21 protein-coding genes are annotated in these 22,747 nt (G+C 72.4%); 8 read left to right on the forward strand and 13 right to left on the reverse strand.

The window, feature by feature from the left end:
* Positions 1-119: 119 nt before the first annotated feature.
* Positions 120-1,241, reverse strand: a complete 1,122-nt coding sequence (gene zapE / locus ACIGWZ_RS35970) for a cell division protein ZapE (RefSeq protein WP_400071632.1) — start codon at positions 1,239-1,241, stop codon at positions 120-122.
* Between the two features lie 67 nt (positions 1,242-1,308).
* On the opposite strand from zapE, the gene ACIGWZ_RS35975 reads away from it, so the two are divergent.
* Both ACIGWZ_RS35975 and ACIGWZ_RS35980 read left to right on the forward strand, forming a co-directional pair.
* A complete protein-coding gene (locus ACIGWZ_RS35975) occupies positions 1,309-2,151 on the forward strand; it encodes a dihydrofolate reductase family protein (protein WP_400071634.1) in 843 nt (280 codons plus the stop codon).
* Between the two features lie 154 nt (positions 2,152-2,305).
* Positions 2,306-2,773, forward strand: a complete 468-nt coding sequence (locus ACIGWZ_RS35980; RefSeq protein WP_400071636.1) for an indole-3-glycerol phosphate synthase — start codon at positions 2,306-2,308, stop codon at positions 2,771-2,773.
* 216 nt (positions 2,774-2,989) lie between these two features.
* Here the strand turns inward: ACIGWZ_RS35980 and ACIGWZ_RS35985 are convergent, their stop codons facing one another.
* Together ACIGWZ_RS35985 and ACIGWZ_RS35990 are read right to left on the reverse strand one after the other, a co-directional pair.
* The gene (locus tag ACIGWZ_RS35985; protein ID WP_400071638.1) at positions 2,990-3,670 is read right to left on the reverse strand and encodes an ABC transporter ATP-binding protein; all 681 of its coding nucleotides are present in this window, start codon (positions 3,668-3,670) and stop codon (positions 2,990-2,992) included.
* A complete protein-coding gene (locus tag ACIGWZ_RS35990) occupies positions 3,667-4,737 on the reverse strand; it encodes an ABC transporter permease (RefSeq protein ID WP_400071723.1) in 1,071 nt (356 codons plus the stop codon). The genes ACIGWZ_RS35985 and ACIGWZ_RS35990 overlap by 4 nt, the downstream gene beginning before the upstream one ends.
* A gap of 257 nt (positions 4,738-4,994) precedes the next feature.
* Here ACIGWZ_RS35990 and ACIGWZ_RS35995 point away from each other — a divergent pair, with 257 nt between their 5' ends.
* The 4 genes from ACIGWZ_RS35995 (at position 4,995) to msrB (ending at position 8,749) form a co-directional block, all read left to right on the forward strand.
* On the forward strand, positions 4,995-6,158 hold the full coding sequence (locus tag ACIGWZ_RS35995) for a sensor histidine kinase (RefSeq protein ID WP_400071725.1): 1,164 nt from the start codon (positions 4,995-4,997) through the stop codon (positions 6,156-6,158).
* Positions 6,155-6,796, forward strand: coding sequence for a response regulator (locus tag ACIGWZ_RS36000; protein ID WP_400071640.1), 642 nt, complete (start codon positions 6,155-6,157; stop codon positions 6,794-6,796). Before ACIGWZ_RS35995 ends, ACIGWZ_RS36000 begins: the two co-directional genes overlap by 4 nt.
* A gap of 119 nt (positions 6,797-6,915) precedes the next feature.
* Complete coding sequence (gene murC / locus ACIGWZ_RS36005; protein WP_400071642.1) at positions 6,916-8,316, forward strand: UDP-N-acetylmuramate--L-alanine ligase; 1,401 nt, start codon at positions 6,916-6,918, stop codon at positions 8,314-8,316.
* Positions 8,317-8,341: 25 nt separating this feature from the next.
* On the forward strand, positions 8,342-8,749 hold the full coding sequence (msrB, locus tag ACIGWZ_RS36010; protein WP_400071644.1) for a peptide-methionine (R)-S-oxide reductase MsrB: 408 nt from the start codon (positions 8,342-8,344) through the stop codon (positions 8,747-8,749).
* 124 nt (positions 8,750-8,873) lie between these two features.
* Here the strand turns inward: msrB and ACIGWZ_RS36015 are convergent, their stop codons facing one another.
* The 5 genes from ACIGWZ_RS36015 to ACIGWZ_RS36035 all read right to left on the reverse strand — a co-directional run bounded on the left by ACIGWZ_RS36015 (position 8,874) and on the right by ACIGWZ_RS36035 (position 14,023).
* Positions 8,874-9,353, reverse strand: coding sequence for an ABA4-like family protein (locus ACIGWZ_RS36015; protein WP_400071646.1), 480 nt, complete (start codon positions 9,351-9,353; stop codon positions 8,874-8,876).
* Positions 9,350-10,273 (reverse strand): hypothetical protein, encoded by a 924-nt coding sequence (locus ACIGWZ_RS36020; protein ID WP_400071727.1) that lies wholly within the window; start codon positions 10,271-10,273, stop codon positions 9,350-9,352. Before ACIGWZ_RS36020 ends, ACIGWZ_RS36015 begins: the two co-directional genes overlap by 4 nt.
* Before the next feature lie 502 nt (positions 10,274-10,775).
* The gene (locus tag ACIGWZ_RS36025) at positions 10,776-11,435 is read right to left on the reverse strand and encodes a 4'-phosphopantetheinyl transferase (protein ID WP_400071648.1); all 660 of its coding nucleotides are present in this window, start codon (positions 11,433-11,435) and stop codon (positions 10,776-10,778) included.
* Positions 11,432-12,388: a metallophosphoesterase family protein gene (locus ACIGWZ_RS36030; protein ID WP_400071650.1), complete on the reverse strand. Its 957-nt coding sequence runs from the start codon at positions 12,386-12,388 to the stop codon at positions 11,432-11,434. The genes ACIGWZ_RS36025 and ACIGWZ_RS36030 overlap by 4 nt, the downstream gene beginning before the upstream one ends.
* 69 nt (positions 12,389-12,457) lie before the next feature.
* On the reverse strand, positions 12,458-14,023 hold the full coding sequence (locus tag ACIGWZ_RS36035; protein ID WP_400071652.1) for a PucR family transcriptional regulator: 1,566 nt from the start codon (positions 14,021-14,023) through the stop codon (positions 12,458-12,460).
* A 157-nt stretch (positions 14,024-14,180) separates the two neighbouring features.
* Here ACIGWZ_RS36035 and ACIGWZ_RS36040 point away from each other — a divergent pair, with 157 nt between their 5' ends.
* Positions 14,181-15,671 (forward strand): purine-cytosine permease family protein, encoded by a 1,491-nt coding sequence (locus ACIGWZ_RS36040; protein WP_400071654.1) that lies wholly within the window; start codon positions 14,181-14,183, stop codon positions 15,669-15,671.
* Between the two features lie 198 nt (positions 15,672-15,869).
* Here the strand turns inward: ACIGWZ_RS36040 and ACIGWZ_RS36045 are convergent, their stop codons facing one another.
* The 3 genes from ACIGWZ_RS36045 to treZ all read right to left on the reverse strand — a co-directional run bounded on the left by ACIGWZ_RS36045 (position 15,870) and on the right by treZ (position 19,444).
* Positions 15,870-16,406, reverse strand: coding sequence for a hypothetical protein (locus tag ACIGWZ_RS36045; RefSeq protein WP_400071656.1), 537 nt, complete (start codon positions 16,404-16,406; stop codon positions 15,870-15,872).
* A gap of 421 nt (positions 16,407-16,827) precedes the next feature.
* Positions 16,828-17,046, reverse strand: a complete 219-nt coding sequence (locus ACIGWZ_RS36050; protein ID WP_400071658.1) for a hypothetical protein — start codon at positions 17,044-17,046, stop codon at positions 16,828-16,830.
* Positions 17,047-17,656: 610 nt separating this feature from the next.
* Positions 17,657-19,444, reverse strand: a complete 1,788-nt coding sequence (gene treZ / locus ACIGWZ_RS36055; RefSeq protein WP_400071660.1) for a malto-oligosyltrehalose trehalohydrolase — start codon at positions 19,442-19,444, stop codon at positions 17,657-17,659.
* Positions 19,445-19,745: 301 nt separating this feature from the next.
* On the opposite strand from treZ, the gene ACIGWZ_RS36060 reads away from it, so the two are divergent.
* Complete coding sequence (locus ACIGWZ_RS36060) at positions 19,746-20,291, forward strand: FHA domain-containing protein (RefSeq protein ID WP_400071662.1); 546 nt, start codon at positions 19,746-19,748, stop codon at positions 20,289-20,291.
* Positions 20,292-20,330: 39 nt separating this feature from the next.
* On the opposite strand, the gene ACIGWZ_RS36065 is transcribed toward ACIGWZ_RS36060, so the two are convergent.
* Together ACIGWZ_RS36065 and otr(A) are read right to left on the reverse strand one after the other, a co-directional pair.
* A complete protein-coding gene (locus ACIGWZ_RS36065) occupies positions 20,331-20,531 on the reverse strand; it encodes a hypothetical protein (protein ID WP_400071664.1) in 201 nt (66 codons plus the stop codon).
* A gap of 229 nt (positions 20,532-20,760) precedes the next feature.
* Complete coding sequence (gene otr(A), locus ACIGWZ_RS36070; RefSeq protein WP_400071667.1) at positions 20,761-22,701, reverse strand: tetracycline resistance ribosomal protection protein Otr(A); 1,941 nt, start codon at positions 22,699-22,701, stop codon at positions 20,761-20,763.
* Between the last annotated feature and the right edge of the window lie 46 nt (positions 22,702-22,747).

A 22,747-nucleotide genomic window follows, 5' to 3' on the forward strand; every position in this document is an offset into this window, starting at 1 on the left:
CCAGCGTTCCCCCGGATGCCCTTGGGGCGGCAGTGCATCTCCGTTGCTCGGCCGTCCCCCTCCGCGTGCCGCCCGTTTGCCGTCCGTGCGCCGTCCGCCGAGCCGCCTGCCCCGCCGTCCTAGTGCGCGACCAGCGTCCCCGCGTCGCGCGCCAGCGCCGTCAGCCGGGAGATGGCGCGGAAGTACTTCTTCCGGTAGCCGCCGCGCAGCATCTCGTCGCTGAACAGCTCGTCGAAGGCCTTGCCGGAGGTCAGCACCGGTATCTCGCGGTCGTAGAGCCGGTCGGCGAGGACCACCAGGCGCAGCGCGGTGGACTGGTCGGGCACCGCCTGGACATCGGTGAGGCAGACGGCCTGTATGTCGTCGCACATCGCGCCGTAGCGGCTGGGGTGGACCTTGGAGAGGTGGTCCAGCAGGGACGGGAAGTCGTCGAGCGAGGCGCCGGGGGTGCGGTAGGCGGTGCGGGTGACGGTTTCGTCGTCGTACGGGGCGGGCGCCTCGGGCAGACCACGGTGGCGGTAGTCCTCGCCGTCGATGCGCAGCGGGCGGAAGTGCGCGCTGAGCCCTTGTATCTCGCGCAGGAAGTCGACGGCGGCGAACCGGCCCTCGCCGAGTTTGCCGGGCAGCGTGTTGGAGGTGGCGGCCAGCGCCACGCCGGAGTCGACCAGCTTGCCGAGGAGGGTGGAGACCAGCACCGTGTCGCCGGGGTCGTCCAATTCGAACTCGTCGATGCACAGCAGCTTGTGCTCGCCGAGGGTGCGGATGGTCTGCTGGAAGCCGAGCGCGCCGACGAGGTTGGTGAGCTCGACGAACGTGCCGAAGGCCTTGCGCTCGGGCGGGGCGGGGGTGGCGTGCCACAGGGAGGCGAGCAGATGGGTCTTGCCGACGCCGTAACCGCCGTCCAGATAGACGCCGCGGGGGCCCTTGGGGGCGGCAGGCTTCTTGGCGAACCAGCGTCGCTTCGCCGTACCGCCGGCGCCCGCTCCGCCCTCGATGCTCGCGGCGAAGGTGCTCAGCAGCTGGACGGCCTCGGCCTGGCTGGGCTGGTTCGGGTCGGGTATGTACGTGTCGAAGCGGGCGCCCTGGAATCGCGGCGGCGGCACCATCTCGGCGACCAGACGGTCGGCCGGGACGTGCGGCGCGCGTGCGGTGAGCGCGGCGGGGGCCCCATCGCTCCCGTCAGCCGGGGCTCCGGCTATCGGGGCGGGCTGGGGCGGCGAGGGCTGGGAAGACGACGACACAGCCGTCCAGCCTAGTCGCTCCGCGAGACCCCTCGGCCCCGTGAGCGAGGCATGTCACACTGCCGCCATGCGACGCCTGTATCCCCCATTCGCTCAGCAAACCGCTCCGTCCGCAGTGCCCCATGACGGCGAGAACCCCTCGTCGGGGGCGGTGCCTGCGGACATCCGGGACCGCGAGTGGACGCTGGACGAGCTGGCCGACGCCTATGCGTATCCGGCGGCGGACGATCCCGTACGGGCCGGCCGTACCGGCTGGCTGCGCGCGAACATGGTCTCGTCCATGGACGGCGCGGCCCATCACGAAGGCCGCTCCCAGCCGCTGTCCAGCGCTGCCGACATGCGGATCTTCGGCGTGCTGCGGGGGCTTGCGGACGCGGTGGTGGCCGGCGCCGAGACGGTCCGGCAGGAGGGCTACCGTCCGGCCCGCGCGCGCGAGGCGTTCGCCGCCCGGCGGGCCGCCGCGGGCCAGGGCCCGGCCCCCGCCATCGCGGTGGTGACCGCGGGGCTCGGCCTGGACTTCACGCTGCCGCTGTTCACCGAGCCGGTGGTGCCCACCCTCGTACTGACCGGCGCGGGCGCCCCTTCGGACCGGGTGAACGCGGCGCGTGCGGCGGGCGCCGAGGTGCTCTTCGCGGGCGAGGGGCTGGGCGTGGATCCGGCGCGGGTGGCCGGGGTGCTCGCCGAGCGGGGGCATGAGCGCCTGCTCACCGAGGGCGGACCGTCGCTCCTGGGGCAGTTCGCGGCGGCCGGCGCGCTGGACGAGATGTGTCTGTCGCTGGCTCCGGTGGTCGCCGTCGGCGATGCGCCAAGGATCATGAACGGCCCGGCGGTGCCGGTTCCCGAAAGGTTCGTCCTGGCGTCCGTTCTGGAGGAGGCCGGGTTCCTGTTCACCCGCTACCGTCGGTCCTGACAATGAGCGGAATTATCAGTTCCGCTTAGCTTCGGTTGGGCACACTAAAGGCCAACAGGTCCCGTGTGGCGACGGGGCAGGATGGTTTCTGTGGGCTCCGCGCCCTGCGGGCCCGAAGAGGAGAAGGGCGTCCGTCGTGTTCACGAGCGTATTGATGATCGAGAAGCCTCTGACGCCCGCCGACGTGGAGTTCGTGAGCACCCTGCACGGCGATGACCAGGGATCATTCGTCATCCTGATGCAGCCGCGCGGCAAGCAGGACGTCCTGCTCAGGGCCATCGACGATGTCGCGCTCGGCGAATTCGACGATGCGGTGCGCGAGGGCGCGGAGAGCACCACGGAGCTCTCCGTCGAGCGCGCCCTGACCCACACCCTCGCCGCGCTGCGCGCCACCGGGGCCGAGGCCGTCGGACAGGTGGTCGAGGAGCACCCGCTTGACCTACTGCAGTCCGTCGTCGAGCAGACCCACGCCGACGAGGTGATCGTGCTGACCGCCCCGCACTTCGTCGAGGAGTTCTTCCACCGCGACTGGGCCTCCCGCGCCCGCCACAAGGTCGGCGTGCCGGTCCTCAAACTCTTCGCGCACGCGCCCGACGACCCGGCCAACGACGAAACCCCTTAGGTGGTGTCCGCAAAGTCCCGCCTGGCTCGCGGCGCCTGGCACGCACGCTCGCTGCGTTGACGGGATCGTCCACGTAGCCCGCTACGAGGACGACCCTCCGCCTTGCGATCGCACGCACCAGACGCCGCGAGGCCCGCCCTCCGGGCGGACGACGGGACTTTGCGGACACCACCTAGGCGAGCCGGTCGGCCGACGCCCCGAGGCCCGCGCCCGCCCTCACGCCCGTAGCGGGGCGCCCAGCCGCCCGTCCCGCACCTCGGCGATCTCGTCCACCGCGTCCAGATGCGAACGGTCGTGGGTGACCAGCACCGTCGCGGTCGCGCGCTGATGGCTGAGCGTGGTGAGCAGATCCAGCACCGCGGCGCCCCGCTCGTGGTCCAGGGCGCTGGTCGGCTCGTCCACCAGCAGGACGGCCGGCTCGTTCATCAGCGCCCGCGCGATGTTGATCCGCTGCCGCTGGCCGCCCGACAGCTGGTGCGGCCGCCGGTCGGCCCGGCCCTCCAGGCCGACCGCCGCCAGCAGCTCCAGCGCCCGCGACCTGGCCTTACGGGGTGAGCGGCCGTCCAGGTGGGCCATCACCTGCAGCTGCTCGGCGGCAGTCAGGGACGGCAGCAGATTCGGCTGCTGGAAGACCGTGCCGATGGTCGTGCGGCGCAGCGTCGTCAGCTCGGCGCGGCTCAGGCCCGTGGTGTCCGTGCCGTTGACCACCACCCGCCCGCGGTCCGGGGTGATCAGCGTCGCGGCCACCGCCAGCAGGCTCGACTTGCCGGAGCCGGACGGGCCGATCACCGCCGTCATCCGGCCGGCCGGTACCGCCAGCGACACCGCGTCCAGTGCGGTCAGCCGGCCGCCGCCGTCGGGGTAGGTGAGGGTGACATCGGTCAGTTCGAGGCTCATCGGGCACTTCCCAGGGCGGTCAGCGGGTCTACGGACGTGATGCGGCGGATGGACAGCGCGGCGCCGACGGCACCCAGCGCGATCATGATCAGGGCCGGGATCAGCACGGTGGCGGGGTCGAGCACGAACGGCACGGTGCCGCCGACGGCCGCGCCCACCCCGGCCGCCACGGCGGTCCCCAGGGCCGTACCGATCAGCAGGAGGACGACGGCCTGGCCGAGCGCATCCTTCAGCAGGGAACGGGTCGAGGCGCCCAGCGCCTTCAGGACGGCGACATCGCCACTGCGCTGAATCGTCCACACCGTGAAGAAGGCGCCGATGACCAGCGCGGAGATGGCGAACAGAAAGCCGCGCATCAGCTGGAGGGAGCCGTTCTCGGCGGTGTAGGAGCCGATCGCCTTCAGGGCGTCGTCGGCCGTGACGGTCCGGGTGCCGAGCCTCTTGTCGGCGGCGGCCAGACCGGCCGCCGCGTCGGTGGACAGGGCCAGTACGGTCGCGCCGCCCGAGCCGCCGGGCAGCTTCCGCCATTCCCCCAGCGACGTCCAGACGACCGGGGTGTGGCTGTACATCGCCGCGCCTGACACCGCCACCACCTCGACCGTGCGCCCGCCCAGCGTGAGCGAGCCGCCGGCCCGTACATCCAGCGACTTCGCGGCCTTCTCGGACAGCACCGCCTCGCCGTCGCCGACGGACCTGCCGCCCGGCCCCAGCGGCGACCCGGCACGTATCCCGAACGCCGACACCGCCGCCGTGCGGCTGCCCGCCTCCGCCTTCGTCGTGGCGATCCCCAGCGGCTCGGCGCCGCGCACGCCCGGCACCCGCGCCCAGTCCCGTACGGTCCGCTGCGGCAGCCGCGAATCGGCGAAGGAGACGGCGCTGCCCTCGGCAGGCGCCGAGAACACCAGATGGTCGGCCGGCAGCGCCGTGACGGCCGAGGTGTTCTCCCGGCCCAGGCCCGCCGTCAGGCCCGACAGCAGGCCCACCAGCACCGTGATCAGCACGATGACGGTGCCCATCAGGGCGAACCGCCCCTTGGCGAACCTCAGGTCTCTCCAGGCGACGAACACAGGCTTTGCCATCCTCGGATCGGGGCCGCCGGACCCCACTGCCCGGCGGCTGACCCCACATTCGCCCGCGACCACGGCCTCGCGCATCGCGCTCAGGAGGGGTACGCCCGTATCGAAAGGTGCGGCCCGCGCTCCACCTTTCGATTGATGCCGCAGGCCGGAGCGGCCCGTAGCCTGAAGACGCCGTGACCGAGAACGCCGGGAGCGCTCACTCCCTCACCCCCGTCCTGCGGGTGCTGCGCACCTGCCTCCACCTGATGGTGGCCGCGCTGCTCGCGCTCGCCTGCGGACGGGCGGTCGCCGACCACACCTCCGACGCCCCGGCCGTCATCGTCACCGCCGTGGCCCTCTTCGCCCTCTATGCCGCGGGCCCCTCGCTGCCCCGCATCCGCACCTCCACCGCCGCCGCGGCCCTCTGGCTCGGGGCCGTCGTGCTCCTGTGGGCGGTGCTGCTCGCCCTCACCCCGGACGGCATCTGGCTGGCCTTCCCGCTCTTCTTCGTCCAGCTGCACCTGCTGCCGCTGCGCGGTGCGCTGCCCGTCGTCGCGGCCACCACCGCCGTCGCCATCGCCGGATTCGGCTGGCACACGCACACCCTCAGCGTCGGCACGGTCGTCGGGCCCGTGCTGGGCGCGGCCGTCGCGGTCGCCGTCGTCCTCGGCTACGAGGCGCTCTACCGGGAGAGCGAGGCGCGCCGCCGCCTCATCGAGGAGCTCACCGCCGCCCGCAGCGACCTCGCCGCCGCCGAACGCGCCGCCGGAGTCCTCGCCGAGCGCGAGCGGCTGGCCCGCGAGATCCACGACACCCTCGCCCAGGGCCTCTCCAGCATCCAGCTGCTGCTCCGGGCCGCCGAACGCGCCATACCGCAGCGGCCCGAGACGGCCCTCGGCCATGTCCGCCAGGCCCGTGTCGCCGCCGTCGACAACCTCGCCGAGGCCCGGCGCTTCGTGCGCGCCCTCAGCCCGCCCGACCTGGAGGCCGGCTCGCTGCCCGCCGCCCTGGAACGGCTCTGCGCCACCACCGCCCGCACCTCGGGCCTCGCCGTGCACTGCCACGTCTCCGGCGCCCCCACCGAACTCCCCACCCCGCACGAGGTCGCCCTGCTGCGCATCGCCCAGTCCGCGCTCGCCAACACCGTCCAGCACGCCGCCGCGGACCGCGTCGAGCTGACCCTCAGCTACATGGACACCGAGGTCGCCCTGGACGTCGTCGACGACGGCACCGGCTTCGTCCTCTCCCAGCTCCCCGCCCCCGGCTCCGCGGCCGCCGCCGGCACCGGCTTCGGCCTCGCCGCCATGCGCGCCCGGGCCCGCGCCCTGCACGGCAGCCTCGCCGTCGAAACCGCCCCCGGCGAGGGCACCGCCATCGCCGTCACCCTGCCCTGCCCCGCAGCACCCGCCACCCCGGAGGCCGCCACGTGACCGCCACGGACCCGCCCGTACGGCTGCTGCTCGCCGACGACCACCCCGTCGTACGCGCCGGACTGCGCGCCGTCCTGGAGACCGAACCGGACTTCGAGGTCGTCGCCGACGTCCCCACCGCCGAGCGGGCCGTCGACCTGGCCGCACAGCTCGACCTCGACGTCGTCCTGATGGACCTCCAGTTCGGCGGCAAGATGCTCGGCTCCCAGGCCACCGCCGCCATCACCGCCCGCGACGGCGCCCCCCGGGTCCTCATCCTGACCACCTACGACACCGACGCCGACATCCTCGCCGCCATCGAGGCCGGCGCCACCGGCTACCTCCTCAAGGACGCCCCGCCCGAGGAACTGGCTGCCGCCGTCCGCACCGCCGCCGCGGGCAAATCGGCGCTCGCGCCCACCATCGCGCTGCGCCTGATGGACCGCATGCGCACCCCCGCGACCACCCTCTCCCGCCGCGAGACCGAGGTTCTCCAGCTCGTCGCCGACGGCCTGTCCAACGCCCAGATCAGCAAACAGCTCTTCCTCAGCCAGGCGACCGTCAAGTCACACCTTGTCCACATCTACGCCAAGCTGGGCGTCGACTCCCGCACCTCCGCGGTCGCCACCGCCACCGGGCAGGGTCTGATCCGCCGCTGAGCGCCGCAAACACCCCCGTACGACCGTGGCGCCTCGCCCTGCCGGTCCCGGGTGCGAGAATCACCCACAGCACCACCGCACGACCGCACGCGACGATGACGATTCAGGGAGACCCACCCATGGCACCCGCCATCCCAGCCTCGATGGACCGGCCGCACTTCATCGGTATCGGCGGAGCCGGCATGTCGGGCATCGCCAAGATCCTCGCGCAGCGCGGCGCCCGGGTCGCGGGCAGCGACGCCAAGGACTCCGCGACCACCCAGGCCCTGCGCGACCTCGGCGCCACCGTCCACATCGGCCACGCCGCCGGGAATCTGGCCGCGGACGCCACCTGCGTCGTCGTCTCCTCCGCCATCCGCCCCGACAACCCGGAGCTGGCGGCCGCCCAGGAGCGCGGCATCCCGGCCGTCCATCGCTCCGACGCCCTCGCCGCCCTCATGGACGGCCTGCGCCCCATCGCCGTGGCCGGCACGCACGGCAAGACGACCACCACCTCCATGCTGGCGGTCTCCCTCACCTCCCTCGGGCTCAAGCCGTCCTACGCCATCGGCGGCGACCTGGACGCCCCCGGCTCCAACGCCGAGCACGGCGCCGGCCAGATCTTCGTCGCCGAGGCCGACGAAAGCGACCGCAGCTTCCACAAGTACGCGCCCGAGGTCGCCATCGTCCTCAACGTCGAGCTGGACCACCACGCCAACTACGCCTCGATGGATGAGATCTACGAGTCCTTCGAGACCTTCGTCGGCCGCATTCGCCCCGGCGGCACCCTGGTCATCTCCGCCGACCACCCCGGCGCCCGCGAGCTGACCGAGAAGATCTCCGGCCGCCACGACATCGAGGTCGTCACCTACGGCGAGTCCAAGGACGCCGACGTCCGCATCCTCAAGGTCAACCCCCGCGGCCTGACCAGCGACGTCACCGTCACCCTCACCAGCGGCAAGATCCTCACCTTCACCGTCTCGGTCCCCGGCCGGCACTACGCCCACAACGCCGTCGCCGCCCTCGCCGCCGGCGTCGCCCTGGACCTGCCGCCGCACAACCTCGCCTCCGCCCTCGGCACGTACACCGGCGTCAAGCGCCGCCTCCAGCTCAAGGGCGAGGCGGCCGGCGTCCAGGTCATCGACTCCTACGCCCACCACCCGAGCGAGATGACCGCCGACCTCGACGCCATCCGGGGCGCCGCCGACGAGAACGCCCGCGTCCTGGTGGTCTTCCAGCCGCACCTCTTCTCCCGCACCCAGGAACTCGGCGCGGAAATGGGCCAGGCGCTCACCCTCGCCGACGCCTCGGTCGTCCTGGACATCTATCCGGCCCGCGAGGACCCGATCCCCGGCGTCACCAGCGCCGTGATCATCGATGCCGCGCGCGCCGCCGGCGCCGATGTCACCCCCGAGAGCGCCAAGGACGCCGTCCCGGACGTCATCGCAGGAATGGCCAAGCCCGGTGACCTTGTTCTCACCATGGGCGCGGGCGATGTGACCGACCTCGGCCCCGCCATCCTGTCCCGCCTGGCCGACTGAGCAGAGCCCGAGTCGAGGAGCCCCGATGCCGTACGAAATCGACAAGCCCGACGAGCAGTGGCGCGCCGAACTGACCCCCGCGGAGTACCACGTCCTGCGCGAGGCCGGTACGGAGCCCGCCTTCGTGGGCGAATACACCGACACCAAAACGACGGGGGTGTACTCCTGCCGGGCCTGCGGCACCGAGCTCTTCCGCTCCGACACCAAATTCGAGAGCCACTGCGGCTGGCCGTCCTTCTACGACCCGAAGGACTCCGACGCCGTGGAACTCATCGAGGACCGCACCCACGGCATGGTCCGCACGGAGGTCCGCTGCGCGCGCTGCGGCTCCCACCTCGGCCATGTCTTCGCGGGGGAGGGCTACCCCACCCCCACGGATCAGCGGTACTGCATCAACTCGATCTCGCTGCGGCTGGTTCCGGACGGGGCGTGAGCGGCGGGGCGGCCCCTTGAATCCGTCGGGCCGTAACCGGCCCTCTCGGGGGCGGCAGACCCGGGCGACGCGCCGCATCAGCGGCGCCCACCGCCGGTCTGCCGCACTCCCGCGGACCGCAGGGCTAGGAGCGGGACGCTTCCCGGGGACCACCCGGGCCCCGCTCGCCCAGTGCCCGCGACCGCACCGCCCGCGACCGCACCGCCCGCAGCGGCAGGAACAGCAGCAGTCCGAAGGGCGAGAGCAGGATCGTCAGGACCAGCAGCGGCCCCATGATCAGCGGATGGACGGCGAGCCGCCGCGCCTCGCGGTACATCCACTGCCCGAGCAGCAGGTCCCACGCGATGACCTGCGCCCAGATCGCGCCCGCACCGCCGGCCAGCGTCGTCAGCGCGCGGAAGCCGTCCACGTCGGGGCTGCGGACCGCGGCCCACAGCTCGGGGAACACAGGCAGGGCGAGGGCGAGATAGACCGCGAGGACGGGGACGACGGTCAGCGGTGACGCGGCGACCCTCGCCGTGAGCCGCCACCCCGGCGCGAAGATCATGAGCAGCCAGACCGGTGCGGCGAGCCAGAACGACAGCTGGAAGAGAAACGCGGTCATGCCGTCGGCTCCGTTTCCGCGCCGTGCCTCGCGCCACCGTCAACCACCCGGCCGGCCGGACCGGCCGACCGTAGCGCGGCCCACACCCCGGCGGCCGTACCGGCGAGGACCAGCCCCGCGGCGGCGAGGGTCGCCCCGTCCGGCCGCAGCAGCGGCTGCCCGCGCAGCGCCTGCCAGGTGACGAGGGCGAAGACGGCGGCGTACGTCGCCGAGGCGACCTGTACCAGGCGCAGCCGTACGCGCTCGGTGCGCAGTCGGGGCAGCCGGGGGGCGAGCGCCATGAGCACCATGACGGCCAGCGGCAGCAGTTGCAGCGCATGCATGCCGAAGAAGTGCGGGATGCGCAGATCGCCGCCGGTCGTCGACCAGCTGGTCAGCGGCATCGAGGGCCCGCCGTCGGGAACACCGACGCTGTGCGCGCCCACCACCTTGGACACCCCGCGCTGCTGGCCGGGCGCCGGCTGCGTCATCAGGAAGCCGACGGCGGCCCCGGCGAGGGCGAGCGCGATGCCGGAGCGCATCGCCCAGGCGGAGGCGCGGTCGGCGATCCGCGCTCGGAGCAGCAGGACGGCGATGGCGAGGGTGGCGAGCCACAGGATGACGACGGTGACGGCCATGGTGTTGTACAGCGCCTCGTCGAAGGGGGTTTCGTGGTTGAAGTGGCTGCGCTTCCCGCGGACCACCTGCCCCACGATGATCACTATCTCGATGACGCCGGTCGCGGCCACGACGCTCCCCGCCCACCAGCCGACGCGTCGCGCCCGGCCGGGTGGGACGTGCGACAGCAGCCAGGCGAGGGAGAGGCCGTACGCCACGAACGAGACGGCGAACTTGAAGGGCTTGAACCAGATCGGCGAGCCCACGAGTACCCGGTCGTCGAAGAGCAGCCCACCGGCGCAGACGACGGTGAGGAGCACCATCGCCGCGGAGAACGCGAGCAGCGGCCGGTGCCAGGAGCGCCAGGGCTGCCCCACCCGTGGGCTCACCGGACGGGTTTCCGTCCCGGCGTCTCCCCTTGAATCCGTTCGTGAACGCACCAAAGACATGGCTGTCCCACACCCCTCGAAGAATGGATAGCGGAACTATTTGCTATCCGATAGCGTCACTATCCATCACGAGGAACGCCCTGGCAAGGGCGGCCGGTGCAAGCGGGAAGTGAACGGGCCTCACGCATCGGCGAGTTGAGCCGCGGGGGCGGAGCGCCGGGGGAGGAGAAGGTGCCGCTCGGCCGGGTTCGGCCCTGTACGGGGTCCGGCTCGACGGTGTCGTGCAGCAGGGCCGCCCCGGTGGGGGACGGCCCTGCTGTGGGCGAGGTGCCCGGCGACCCGGAATCCGGGATCGAAACCGCGAACGGCGCGGTGTGCTACGGGAGTTCGTCGACGGATGCGCGAGGGCATGCGGGGCGGCCCGCCGCGCGCTGTCCTACGCCGTCATCACGATCGCGGTCATCAGCAGCCCCGCCCCCACCATCCACCGCCCGCTGAATTCCCCGATGGCGGTTCCGGCGACCACCGGGCCCGGGACGAGGAGGCGGGCGGTGAAGGTGGCGTCGGTGGGGTCGAGGGTGATGTGGGCCTCCTCGAAGCCGAGCCAGCGGCCGGTGAGCGGGTACCACGCCTTGTAGACGGACTCCTTGGCGCTGAAGATCAGGCGGTCCCAGCTGATGTCGGGTTCGAGTGCGGCCAGATGGAGGAGCTGGGGGCGTTCCTCGGGGAGGGTGACGAGGTCGATGACGCCGGGGTCGTCGATCGGCTTGTTGGGCTCCGCGTCCAGGCCGATGGTGACGATGTCCGTCGCGCGGGCGACCGCCGCGGCGCGGTAGCCGGTGCAGTGGGTCATCGCGCCGACGATGCCGTCCGGCCACTGCGGGGCGCGGCCGGGGCCAGGGAGTATGGGGGCGGGGTCGATGCCGAGCTCCGACAGCGCCGTGCGGGCGCAGCGGCGTACAGTGCCGAATTCGCGCTGCCGTTGCGGGACCGCGCCCGCCACCAGCTGCCGTTCCTCGGGGAACATCGCGGACAGCGGATCGTCCTGGAAGGCCTCGGCGGCCACGATGGGCGCCGGCAGCAGCTTGTCGATCATGCGTGGGCCCCGGTGGTGCCGGAGGTGACCGCGGTCGCGGCGGGCAGGATCTGCACCGGGCGGCCCGGCTCGGTGGAGCGGCGGCGCCACTCGCGCGGGTAGCCGAGCGAGACCTCCTGGTGGGGCACGCCGTCGCAGATCAGCAGCCGGGGGATGTGGAGATGGCCGTAGACCACCGTCGCGGCCCGGAACCGGCGGGGCCAGTCGGCGGTCGCCTCGGTGCCGCACCACAGCGCGAACTCCGGGTGCCACAGCGGCCGGGTGGGTTCGCGCACCAGGGGGAAGTGGTTGACGAGGATGGTGGGCAGTTCCTCGGGGACGGCGGCGAGTCTCGCCTCGGTGGCCGCCACCCGCGCCCGGCACCACGCCTCGCGCGTCGGATACGGGTCGGGGTGGAGGAAGAATTCGTCCGTGCAGACCACCCCGGCCTTCTCGGCGACGGCGAGCGCCGCCTCCTTGGAGTCCAGCCCCGGCATCCGGAACGAGTAGTCGTAGAGGAGGAAGAGCGGAGCGATGGCGACCGGACCGCCCTCGCCCTCCCAGACCGGGTACGGGTCCTCGGGTGTGACGACCCCCAACTCCCGGCAGATCTCGACGAGATGGTCGTAGCGCGCGACGCCGCGCAGCTGTACGGGGTCGTTGGCGGGCGTCCAGAGTTCGTGGTTGCCCGGTACCCACACGACCTTGGCGAAGCGGCTGCTGAGGAGGGCGAGTGCCCAGCGGATGTCGGCCAGGTATTCGCCGATGTCGCCGGCGATCAGCAGCCAGTCGTCGGCGGACTCCGGGTGCAGCCGCTCGACGATGTCGCGGTTCTCGTCGTACCGGACGTGCAGATCGCTGACGGCCACCAGCGTGCCGCGCCCGCGCCGCTGCCCGCGGCCGTGGTCCGGTGACGGGCCGGTGGCGGGGGCGGCCGTGGTGCCCGGGGGAATGCTGCGGATCTCGTAAGCCATGGTCGAAGTAAAGACGGTGCCGGGGTGAGAGTGAAGTGCGTTTGATGCCGGGCGCGTTGCGGACACCACCTAGGGCCGCGCCGACGGGGGGCCGGGGGAGGGGGTGCCGCCGCGGCGGATCCGGGTGGCCAGCCAGAGGTCGAAGCGGTCGTCGGGGTCGTCGAGGCGGCGGCCGGTGAGGTCCATGGCCTTGTCGAGGCGGTTGCGGACGGTGTGGCGGTGCACGCCGAGCCGCCGGCTGGTGGCGTCCCAGGCGCCGCCGGTCTCCAGCCAGGCCGCCAAGGTGGCGATCAGTTCCTCGCCGTTGTCCGCCAGGTCGAGCGGGCCGAGCACCGTATCGGCGTATCCGTGCAGCGTACGGCGGTCGCCCAGGTCCAGCAGCAGCCTGCTGGCCTCGCTCTGCCGGGCCTCGGCGGGCGCACCGCTCGTCCGGCTGACGGCGAGCAGCCCGGTCGCCTGGCGCAGCGAGACCCGTACCGCTTCGGGGGCGGTGGCCGGACCGATCCCGGCCGCGCGGCGCGGGGCGAACCGGCCGAGCACCTCGCGGATGTCGAGGTCCTCGCCGACGACCGCCTCGATGACTCCGTCCGTCACCCTGACCAGCCCGCCGGGCATCGCCAGCGCCAGGTCGGCCGCCATGTCGTGGGCGGCGCTCTCCGGGGACGGCGCCCCCCGCCCCGCACCGCTCTTCCGGCCCCCGGCCTCCACCACGACGCCCCGCACCCGCTCGGCGGTGAGACCGGCCGAGGCCAGCATGTCGCGGGCCCGCCCGGCCGACAGCTCCTCGTCGGCCAGCAGCTCCGACAACAGCGCCGACCTGCGGCGGCGCTCCGGCTCGTCGCGCAGATGCCGGCGCTCCAGCTCCAGCGAGAGCAGCGAGACCAGACCCGGTACGACCGAACGGGCGGCGTCGTCCGGGCGGCCGGTGAGCAGCAGCAGCCCGCGCAGCCGCCGGGCGCCGAGCGGCTGGACCTCCAGCTGCCGCCCCGCCGCTGTACTGGAGGCGCTGCCGCGCAGCCCGCGCGCCGCGACCCGCTCGACCAGGTCCCGGGCCTCCTCCAGCGGGGGACCGGCCTCCCGCTCACCCGCCGCGAGCAGCCGCCCCAGGGGATCGAGCACCGCCGCGCCCACTCCGGTGGCGGCCGTCCACTCCTCCAGCATCGGCCGCAACCCGTCGCCGGCCGCCGCAACCGTCAGCCGCCGCTGGGTGGCGAACGCCCGGTGCAGCGCCGCGCGCTGTTCATCGGCCCGCGCGTCGAACACCGCCTTGGTCACGGCGATGAACGGCACCTCGTCCGGCACCGTCAGCAGCGGCAGCCCGGCCTCCTCGGCGGCCCGCACCAGCGGCTCGGGCGCCTCCTGGTACGGCAGCCCCTGCCCCAGCCCCAGCGCCAGACACGCGGCGCCGCCCTCGGCCACGTCCCGTACGTACGCCCGGCACGCGGCCGGTTCCATCGGCAGCAGCAGGCCGATGGTCATCAGCAGCTCACCGCCCTGCAGCCACTTGCCGGGCACCAGCAGATCCGAGACGGTCGCCGCCTCGACGGTGCGCGCGAGCAGCTGAGCGGGCACGTCGTAGGTGACCGAGAGATTCAGGTCCGGCCGGGCCAGCAGGTCCGAAATATGCAAGGGCATAGACATAGTGTCCATCACATATTCATGGGATGGACGATCGGGCGATCGAGTCCCCGCGGCAATGCCCCTAGGTTCACACCACCGCAGAATCGCTGTAACCAGCAACTATCGCGGCGCCCGCCGCAGAGACCCGTCGCCACGCCCCTAGGAGAAGCCCATGGACCCCAAGGCCGCCATGGAAAGCACGAGCGAGGGGCGAGGATCCCGAGTGATCGAGGTCCGCTCCATCGACTACGTCCCCGTCCGCGAACGGCACGGCAAGGTGTGGCACCAGGGCCCCTTCTGGTTCACCGGGAACTTCGTGCTGACCACCATGGTCACCGGCTTCCTCGGCCCCGCGCTCGGCCTGAGCCTGCTCGCCTCCGTCGCCGCCGTCGTGCTCGGCGCCTGCTTCGGAACCTTCTTCATGGCCTTCCACGCCAATCAGGGTCCGCGCATGGGCCTGCCGCAGATGATCCAGTCGCGCGCCCAGTTCGGCATCCGCGGCGCCATCGTCCCGTTCGCCGCCGTCGTCTTCGTCTACGTCGGCTTCAATGTCTTCAACGTCGTCCTGGCCGCCCAGGGCCTGCGCACCGTCTTCCCCGGCGGCACCACCCTCTGGTACGTGCTGATCATCGGCGTCGCCATCGTGCTCGCCGTCGTCGGCCACGACCTGCTGCATCTGGTCCAGCGCTGGCTGACCTACGTCCTGATCGTGGTCTTCGGCGTGCTGACCGTCGGCGCCCTCATCCAGCTCGACCCGCACTCCGCGGCCGGCGCCGCCCACGCCGCCCACGGTTCCTGGACGTCCTTCCTCGTCGTCTTCTCCGCCGCGGCCGGCTACCAGATCAGCTATGCCGTGTACGTCTCGGACTACTCCCGCTACCTGCCCCGCGACGTCTCCGCCCGCAAGGTCATCTGGTGGACGTACGCGGGCGCGGCGGGCTCGGCCGCCTGGCTGATGTCGCTCGGCGCGCTGCTCGCCTCGGCGCTGCCCCACCCGGACGCGATCACCGGCATCCGCCAGGTCGGCAACGCGATCTTCCCCGGCTTCGGCACCTTCGCCGTCGTCGTCTCCTCCGTCGCCCTGATCGGCATCATGGCCGTCAACGCGTACGGGGCGATGCTCACCACCACCAGCGCGGTGGACGCCTTCCGCAGCGTCAAGCCGACCGTCCGCATCCGCATCGCCGGCATCGTCGTCATCGGACTGATCATCTTCGCCGTGGCGATGCTGCTCCCGGAGAACTACCTGGAGAGCTTCAACACCTTCGTGCTGATGATGCTCTACTTCCTGATCCCGTGGACCGCGGTCAACCTCGTCGACTTCTACTGGGTCCGGCGCGGCCACTACGCCGTCACCGCGATCTTCGACCCGGCCGGCATCTACGGCCGCTGGGCCTGGCGCGGCATCGTCGCCTACGCGGTGGGCTTCGTCGCCATGATCCCGTTCTTCTCCACGTCCTTCTACACCGGCCCGGTCACCGAGGCGCTGGGCGGCGCGGACCTCGCCTTCGTCCCCGGCCTGCTGGTCGGCGGCGGCCTGTACTACCTGCTCAACCGCAACCTGGACCGGGTGGCCGAGGAGGCCGCGGTCGCCGCCAGCGAGCGGGAGTTGGAGGGCGCGGACGCGGACGGGGCCGCGGCCGCGGCGGGCAGCGCCGGGTAGGCGGCGGCGCCGTTGCGCGGCGGACGAGCGATCCGATCCGTCCCGTTACGGTCGGTGGGTGAGGGCGGGCGACCGCTTCCTCGCCCACCGACACGAACGGACGTGAGCGCGCTGTGCGGGTGGCGTTCAATGCGGCCGTCGTCGAGGAATTCTCCCCTTGGGCATCCGTGACACCACGGTCCAGATGTGCTTCACGTATCAGCGCAGGATTTCGGCCCGCAGCCTCTCTTTCGGCGTTGCGATGTCCCAGTAGCGAGCGGTGCCCCGCGCATTACGGAAGTCGCCTGTACCGCCGGTGATGGCCATGTCGAGCGAACTTTTTCCGCTCTTCCAGAGCGACTGCATCGTCAGAGAGCCACGCTCGAGTTCTATCGTGATCAGGCACTGAGCCGTGAGTTCTTCGCCATCGATGTGAACGACCTGACACGACCCACCCCCACGTCCGACTCTGCGGCCGTCCGTTATGGCGGTGCCCGAGTAGACGTCCATATCACCCAAGCTCGGCCCTGCCGGGCCGAGATCGGTAGCCGTGTGCTGATCGTTCTGAATCTTGAGTTCGAGGACCTCGGCTCGACCCCTTTCCGGGGTATCGGCGTCTGCGCTGTCCACAGCACAGACGCCGACCACAGCCGTGACCAGCGATATGGCTAAGAATTTTATGAGCGTCGCTCGTGTGTTGTTGTTCCCCTGCTTCTTCCGATGCGCGACAGCGGATCCCGGACTGCTGGCGACCATGGGGGATTCTCCTCACTGTGATCTCCATGTGCGAACACCTCGACGCTATGACTCGTGGGTCTTCGCGTCTAAGATCAATATCGCTATGGCGTCATGGCATCGGAGGCATGATGGAGCTGATATCGCTCAGCTCGTTCTCTGGTCCCACCTGGTCGCTTTCGGCAGTGGTCTCGGGCCGCCTGACGGGCTGCCTCTCTTCCTCGCGTGACGAAATGCGATGAGGGAATGCTGGTGGCACCAGCGGAAACGGGGAGGTGGCGGGCGCGAAGGCAGCGTCAGTTTCGGGTCTGATCCGACGGCGGATGACCGGCCTCTGAGCCAATTGGTTCGACGTCTTCCGGCTCTGCGTCTTCCGGTTCTGCGTTTTCGGCGGGAACGCGTGAACCCCGGGACGGAAGGTCCCGGGGTGGCCGCGCCGCGGTCAGATGCCGACGGTCCGCACCGTGGCCAGGTTGGCGACCTCGGCGACGGGCAGGGACGGCGCGAGGGACTGGACGGTCCCGACGACATCGCCGATGCCCACGGCGGCGCCGTGCCCGGCGACCTCGGCGCCGGCGCTGGCCATGCCACCGGAAATGGCGTCCAGCTCGCTGTCGGAAATCTCGTAGGCGTCGCTCTCAAAGGTGAAGCCGTTACGCATGGCGTGCTTTTCCCTTCAATGCTCTGAGTTCCTGACCTCGAACCGGACGGAGTACCGGTAAGGCGGATCAGGACGGTTCGACAGTCGCGTTACGCCCGAAGTCGGGCGCCCATAGCAACGACTCGTGTTCGCAGGATGCAATCACGCCGGCCGAGCGCCCGGCAACTACCTGCCGGCTTTTTTACCCGGCCGAAATTTTCGGTCACATGCGCTCGGCCCGGTGGCTTTGTTTCCCGCCGGGTGATGAATGCCCTCGCATGGCATCTATGGATCCACCCTCCGGGAAAGCCCTCTACGGGGCCTGTATGGGGATATCTTCGCGGGTGCCGGGGAGAGACGGGGCGGTGTGGAGCGGGGTGGAAGGAGCCTGGCGGGGGCCGGCAGCGCAAGATATCGACATCTTCTGCATCTTCTGCACCATCTGTAAATTCTGCGTGTTCTGTGTGCCGGTGGTGTCGGGTTCATGAAGGGCGCCGACTTGCGGGTGATCCTCAACGGGGATCGGGGGCGAGCGGAATGCGCCGAATCGCGGAACCGGGAAATTCGTCCCCCGTCCGGAATTTCCTTGCGGTTTCCAACGTTGTGGCCCCAAAGGGGGCCCACTCATCCCCTAGGGGATTTCCCCCACCACAACCACCGACTCCGCCCCCACCCGCACCACCCCCGCACCATCGGCTTCGCCCCCCTCCCCCCACGCTCCCAGCACACGCAGCGCCGGTGCGCGGGTGGCGTCCGTACCCACGGGGATGGACGCCGTCGCGTCCGGTGCCAGATTGACGGCCACCCGGACGGGCCCGCGCCGCAGCAGCAGCCACCGGGCCGTCTCGTCGTAGGCGACCTGCGTACCGGACGGGTCCGGATCGGTCAGGGCGGGCAGTTCGCGGCGCAGGCCGAGCAGGGTGCGGTGCCAGGCCAGCAGTTCGGCGTGCGGCGCACCGTCCGGTTCGGTCCAGTCCAGGACGCAGCGGGCGCGGGTGGCCGGGTCCTGCGGGTCGGGCCAGTCGGCGGCCGCCGCACCCCAGTCGTGGGCGGCGAATTCGCGTCGGCGTCCGGCCCGTACCGCCTCCGCCAGCTCCGGGTCCGGGTGGTCGGTGAAGTACTGCCAGGGCGTCCGCGCACCCCACTCCTCGCCCATGAAGAGCATCGGCGTGAAGGGTGAGCACAGGACCAGCGCGGCGGCGCAGCCGAGCAGGCCGGGGGAGAGGGTGGCGGTGAGGCGGTCGCCGAGGGCGCGGTTGCCGATCTGGTCGTGGGTCTGGGCGTAGGACAGCAGGCGGTACGGGGGTGTGACGCGCGGGTCGAGCGGGGCGCCGTGGGTCCGGCCGCGGAAGCTGGAGTACGTACCGTCGTGGAAGAAGCCAGTGGTCAGCGTCTTGGCGAGGGCGGCCAGCGGGGCGCGCGCGAAGTCGGCGTAGTAGCCGTGGGATTCGCCGGTGAGAGCGGTGTGCAGGGCGTGGTGGAAGTCGTCGTTCCACTGGGCGTGCAGGCCGTGGCCGCCGCCGGCGCGGGGTGCGGTGGTACGCGGATCGTTGCGGTCCGACTCGGCGATCAGGAACAGCGGGCGCCGCAGATGACCGGCCAGCGCGTCCACGGCCGCGGACAGTTCGGCCAGGAAGTGCCGGGCGCGGGAGTCGTACAGCGCGTGGACGGCGTCCAGCCGCAGCCCGTCGATCCGGTAGTCGCGCAGCCAGGCGAGCGCACTGGCGAGGAAGTAGCGGCGCACCTCGTCGGAACCGGGGGCGTCGAGGTTGACCGCCGTCCCCCAGGGCGTGTGATGGGTGTCGGTGAAGTACGGCCCGAAGGACGGGAGATGGTTGCCGGAGGGGCCGAGATGGTTGTGCACGACGTCCAGGACGACCCCGAGCCCGTGCCCGTGCGCGGCGTCCACGAAGCGCTTGAGCCCGTCCGGTCCGCCGTACGGCTCGTGCACCGCCCACGGGGCGATCCCGTCGTAGCCCCAGCCGTGCGTGCCGGGGAACGGGCAGACCGGCATCAGGGAAATATGGGTGATGCCCAGTTCGGCGAGATGGTGCAGACGCTCGGCGGCGGCGTCGAAGGTGCCCTGGGGGGTGTAGGTGCCGATGTGCAGCTCGTAGAGGACGGCGCCGGGCAGCGGGCGGCCGGGCCACGGATGCCGCCAGACGAACCGGCCGTGGTCGACGACCGCGCCGGGGCCGCCGGGGCCCTCCGGCAGCCGGGCGGCGCGCGGATCGGGCAGCGGCGGGCCGTCGTCGAGGCGGTAGGCGTAGCGGTCGCCGTCGCGGGCCGGCGTCGTCAGGCGCCACCAGCCGGCGCGCTCCGCATCGCGCTCCAGGGGGAGCGCCGCCTCGTCGGCCCGCTCGCCCGCCCACTGGAGCGTGACCCGTCCGGCGCTCGGCGCCCATACCTCGAACAGCATGGCGCTGCCTCCTTCGCTCGCTCCCCGTAGGGGACTTGGTGCGCTCCCGGCCTCCAGACGAAGAAAGCACGGCGCCCGCCCGCCCGACACCCCGACGTGGCGACATGGCGCGACTTCGCGCCGGTAATTGCGCCATTCCGACGCCGGGCGGACACCGGTGTCCTGCGGCGGCGACGCCGGGGCGGCCACGCCGTCCGGCGTCCCGCCGTCGTGCGTCCCGGCGTCCCGGCGCCCTGTCCCCGACCGACCATGAGGGACACCTCGCCTGGACAGCGGCTCGCGGTGGCCCGAGAATCACGGCATGACATCGCTCGAGTTCCCCGCTCGGCCGGCGCGCCCGTCGGACGCCGACCGGGAACGCGCCCTCGATCTGCTGCGCGACGGCGCGGCACAGGGGCGGCTTTCCCAGGACACCTTCCTGCGTCGGCTGGAACTCGTCCTCACCGCTCAGCAGCACGCCGATCTTGCCCTGGCCACCGCCGACTTGGAGAGCCGCGGCAAGGTGCAGGGCGCGGTTCTGCGGATGGTCGGCCGGGTGTCGGCGTTCCACATCCGGGTGCGCCGGGCGTGGCGCACGGAGCGGCTGCCGAAGCTTCTCCTGCCGGAGCCGGGCCCGTTCCCGCTGCTGGTGGGGCGGGCGCCGGGGGTGGGTCTGCGGCTCAACCACGAGACGGTCTCCCGGGCGCACGCCGAACTGCGCAGCGACGGCAGCGGCTGGATGCTGCGCGACCTCGGCTCCACCAACGGCACCTGTGTCAACGGGCGCCGTGTGGTGGGCGAGGTGCCGGTCGGGCCGGGCGATCACATCACGTTCGGCCGGGTCGACTACGTCCTGACGCAGCGCTGAGCGGGCCGTCCCTTCCAGGGCCGCCCGCCACGCCGCCCTTCAGAGCCGAGTGCGCCCTCCGGGCCGCTCTCCCGGCCGGGCGAAGTGCGCGTAGGGCGGATGGGCCGCGAAGAGGACGTCGAGCTCCGGGCGCCGCCGGTGCGGGTCCGGCACCAGCAGATCGGTGAGGGTGGGGACCAGGACGCTGTACCCCTCGGCGACGCCCTTCTGCCGCGGCCCCCACCCCGCCGCGTCCGACACCGCCTCGGCGCCCGCCGCGAAGACGTCCCGGCTGCCCGTCAGGAACAGCGTTTCCCGGAGTACGCCGCGAACGAGAACAGCCCCGCCGGCCGGGACAGGCCTTCGTGGTCGCCGTACAGAAAGCCGTAGGCCCCGTGCGGATCGGACACCGCGGTGTGCCGCAGCGGGTTCCGGGGCCGGACGACCCGGAACGCGCGCCGCCCGTCGCGTACCTGGAAGCTCTCCAGCCTCAGCTTGATGCCCGCCCGCCGTCCACGGCCCCGCCCGCGCGCACCGGACGATCGCCGGACGGGTGCGAGCTCCACACCCCTTCGCCGTGCGTCGGACCGGGCAACATCCTTTCCGCCTCCTGCACGTGACGCGCCGGCAGCACCCCGCGCACCAGCCAGGTGTGCCGCCCGCCCGCCGTCTCGCCGAGTTCCGCGCCCAGCGCCGTGAGCCGGACGGTGACCGCGGCCAGCGCATCGAGCGGCAGCTCCGCCTCGAAGGCGTGATACGGCTCGTAGACCCGGGTCCCGGCCCGTCGCAGCGCACGCAGCAGCACCTCCGGGGTGACCGTACGGAAGTCCCCGGCCGTGCTCAGCGGGCCGACGAAGCCGGAACGGGTCAGCACCACCCGGCAGTCCGTCACCGCCAGCCCCCGCGGCCCCCGCCGCAGCGTCGCCAGTACGGTCTCCTCGACGGCCTGGTGGAAGCCGTGCGGCAGCGCGCCCAGTTCGGTCTCGTAGGCGAAGACCGGGCCGGAGCCCGGGGCGCCCGGCTCGACCCGCAGCCCGACCGTCGCCCAGTGCCCGCTGTGGCCCCGCTTGGCGATCTCGTGCAACGCCTCGCCGACCCCGCAGGGCCGCTCCACGCACACCACCCGGCTCGGCGCGAACGCCGCCTCGATGCCGTGCCCGTCGCGGAGCGTGGCCGCGATGATCTCCTTCTGCACCTCGCCGTGCAGCAGCACCGAGGTCGCGCCCTCGGGTGCCGGGCGCGCCTGCAGCAGCGGGTCCTGGTCGGCCAGCGCCAGCAGCGCGGCGCGCAGCGCGGCGGCCCGCGCAGGGTCGTCGGCCCGGACGACGGTCTCCAGGGTGGGGGAGGGGAACAGGGCGTCGTCCGCCTCCGGCACCGGACCGAGGCGGTCGCCGGTACGGATGCCGGGCAGCCCGCGGAGCACGGCGATATTGCCCGCGGTGAGCGGTCCGTCGTCGCCGGGCGCCCGGCCCACCACCTCGAGGGAGGTGATCCGGCCGGAGAGCGACTCCCAGCCGCCGCCCGCCGCGCGCCGGTGCAGCCGGATCTGGCGGCGCGGCCGCAGCTCGCCCGCGTAGAGGCGGAGATGGGCCGTGCGCTCGCCGCCGGGCGGCTGATGGACGGCGAAGACCGTGCCCCGCGGCGGTCCGTCCGCCGGCACCGCGGCCGGCGGAATCAGCCCGGCCATTCCCTCGACGAGCGCGCCGACGCCCTGCCCGCCGAGCGCCGAGCCGAAGTACACCGGATGCAGGGAGCCGTCGGCCGTGCGGGCGGCCAGCGCCGCCCGCACCTGGTCGGCGGTCGGCGGCGGCCCCTCCACCACGCGGGCCAGGAGCGACTCGTCCGCCTCGGCCACCGCCTCGGCGATCCGGCCGCGGGCGTCCGCCTCCTCCAGGTCGTACGGCGTGACGGACGCCCGAGCGGTGCCGAGTCCGGCAACGGACGCCATGGGTACGGCGACGGGAGTCAGCAGACGGCGGATGTCCGCCAGCAGGGCATCGCCCCGGGCACCGGCCCGGTCGATCTTGTTGACGAACAGGAGGGTGGGCAGCCGCAGCCGCCGCAGCGTCTTCATCAGGACCCGGGTCCTGGCCTGGACGCCCTCCACCGCGGACAGCAGAAGGACGGCGCCGTCGAGCACCCCCAGGGCGCGTTCGACCTCGGCGGTGAAGTCGGAGTGGCCGGGGGTGTCGAGGAGGTTGACCTGGACATCGCCGACGGTGAAGGAGGCGACCGCGGAGCGGATGGTGATGCCGCGCTGCCGCTCCAGCTCGCCGGTGTCCGTGCGGGTGTCACCGGCGTCGACGCTGCCGAGCCGGTCGATGGCGCCGGTGTCGAAGAGCAGCCGCTCGGTGAGGCTGGTCTTACCCGCGTCGACGTGGGCGAGAATCCCGATGTTCAGGGTGCGCGAAGGAAGCAGGGAATGAGCCATGGAAGGTGGAGTCCTCGAGAACTGTCGTCCGGACGGGGCGATGAGT

Origin of the sequence: Streptomyces sp. NPDC053427 (assembly GCF_044544985.1) — a bacterium.
Lineage (GTDB): Bacteria > Actinomycetota > Actinomycetes > Streptomycetales > Streptomycetaceae > Streptomyces.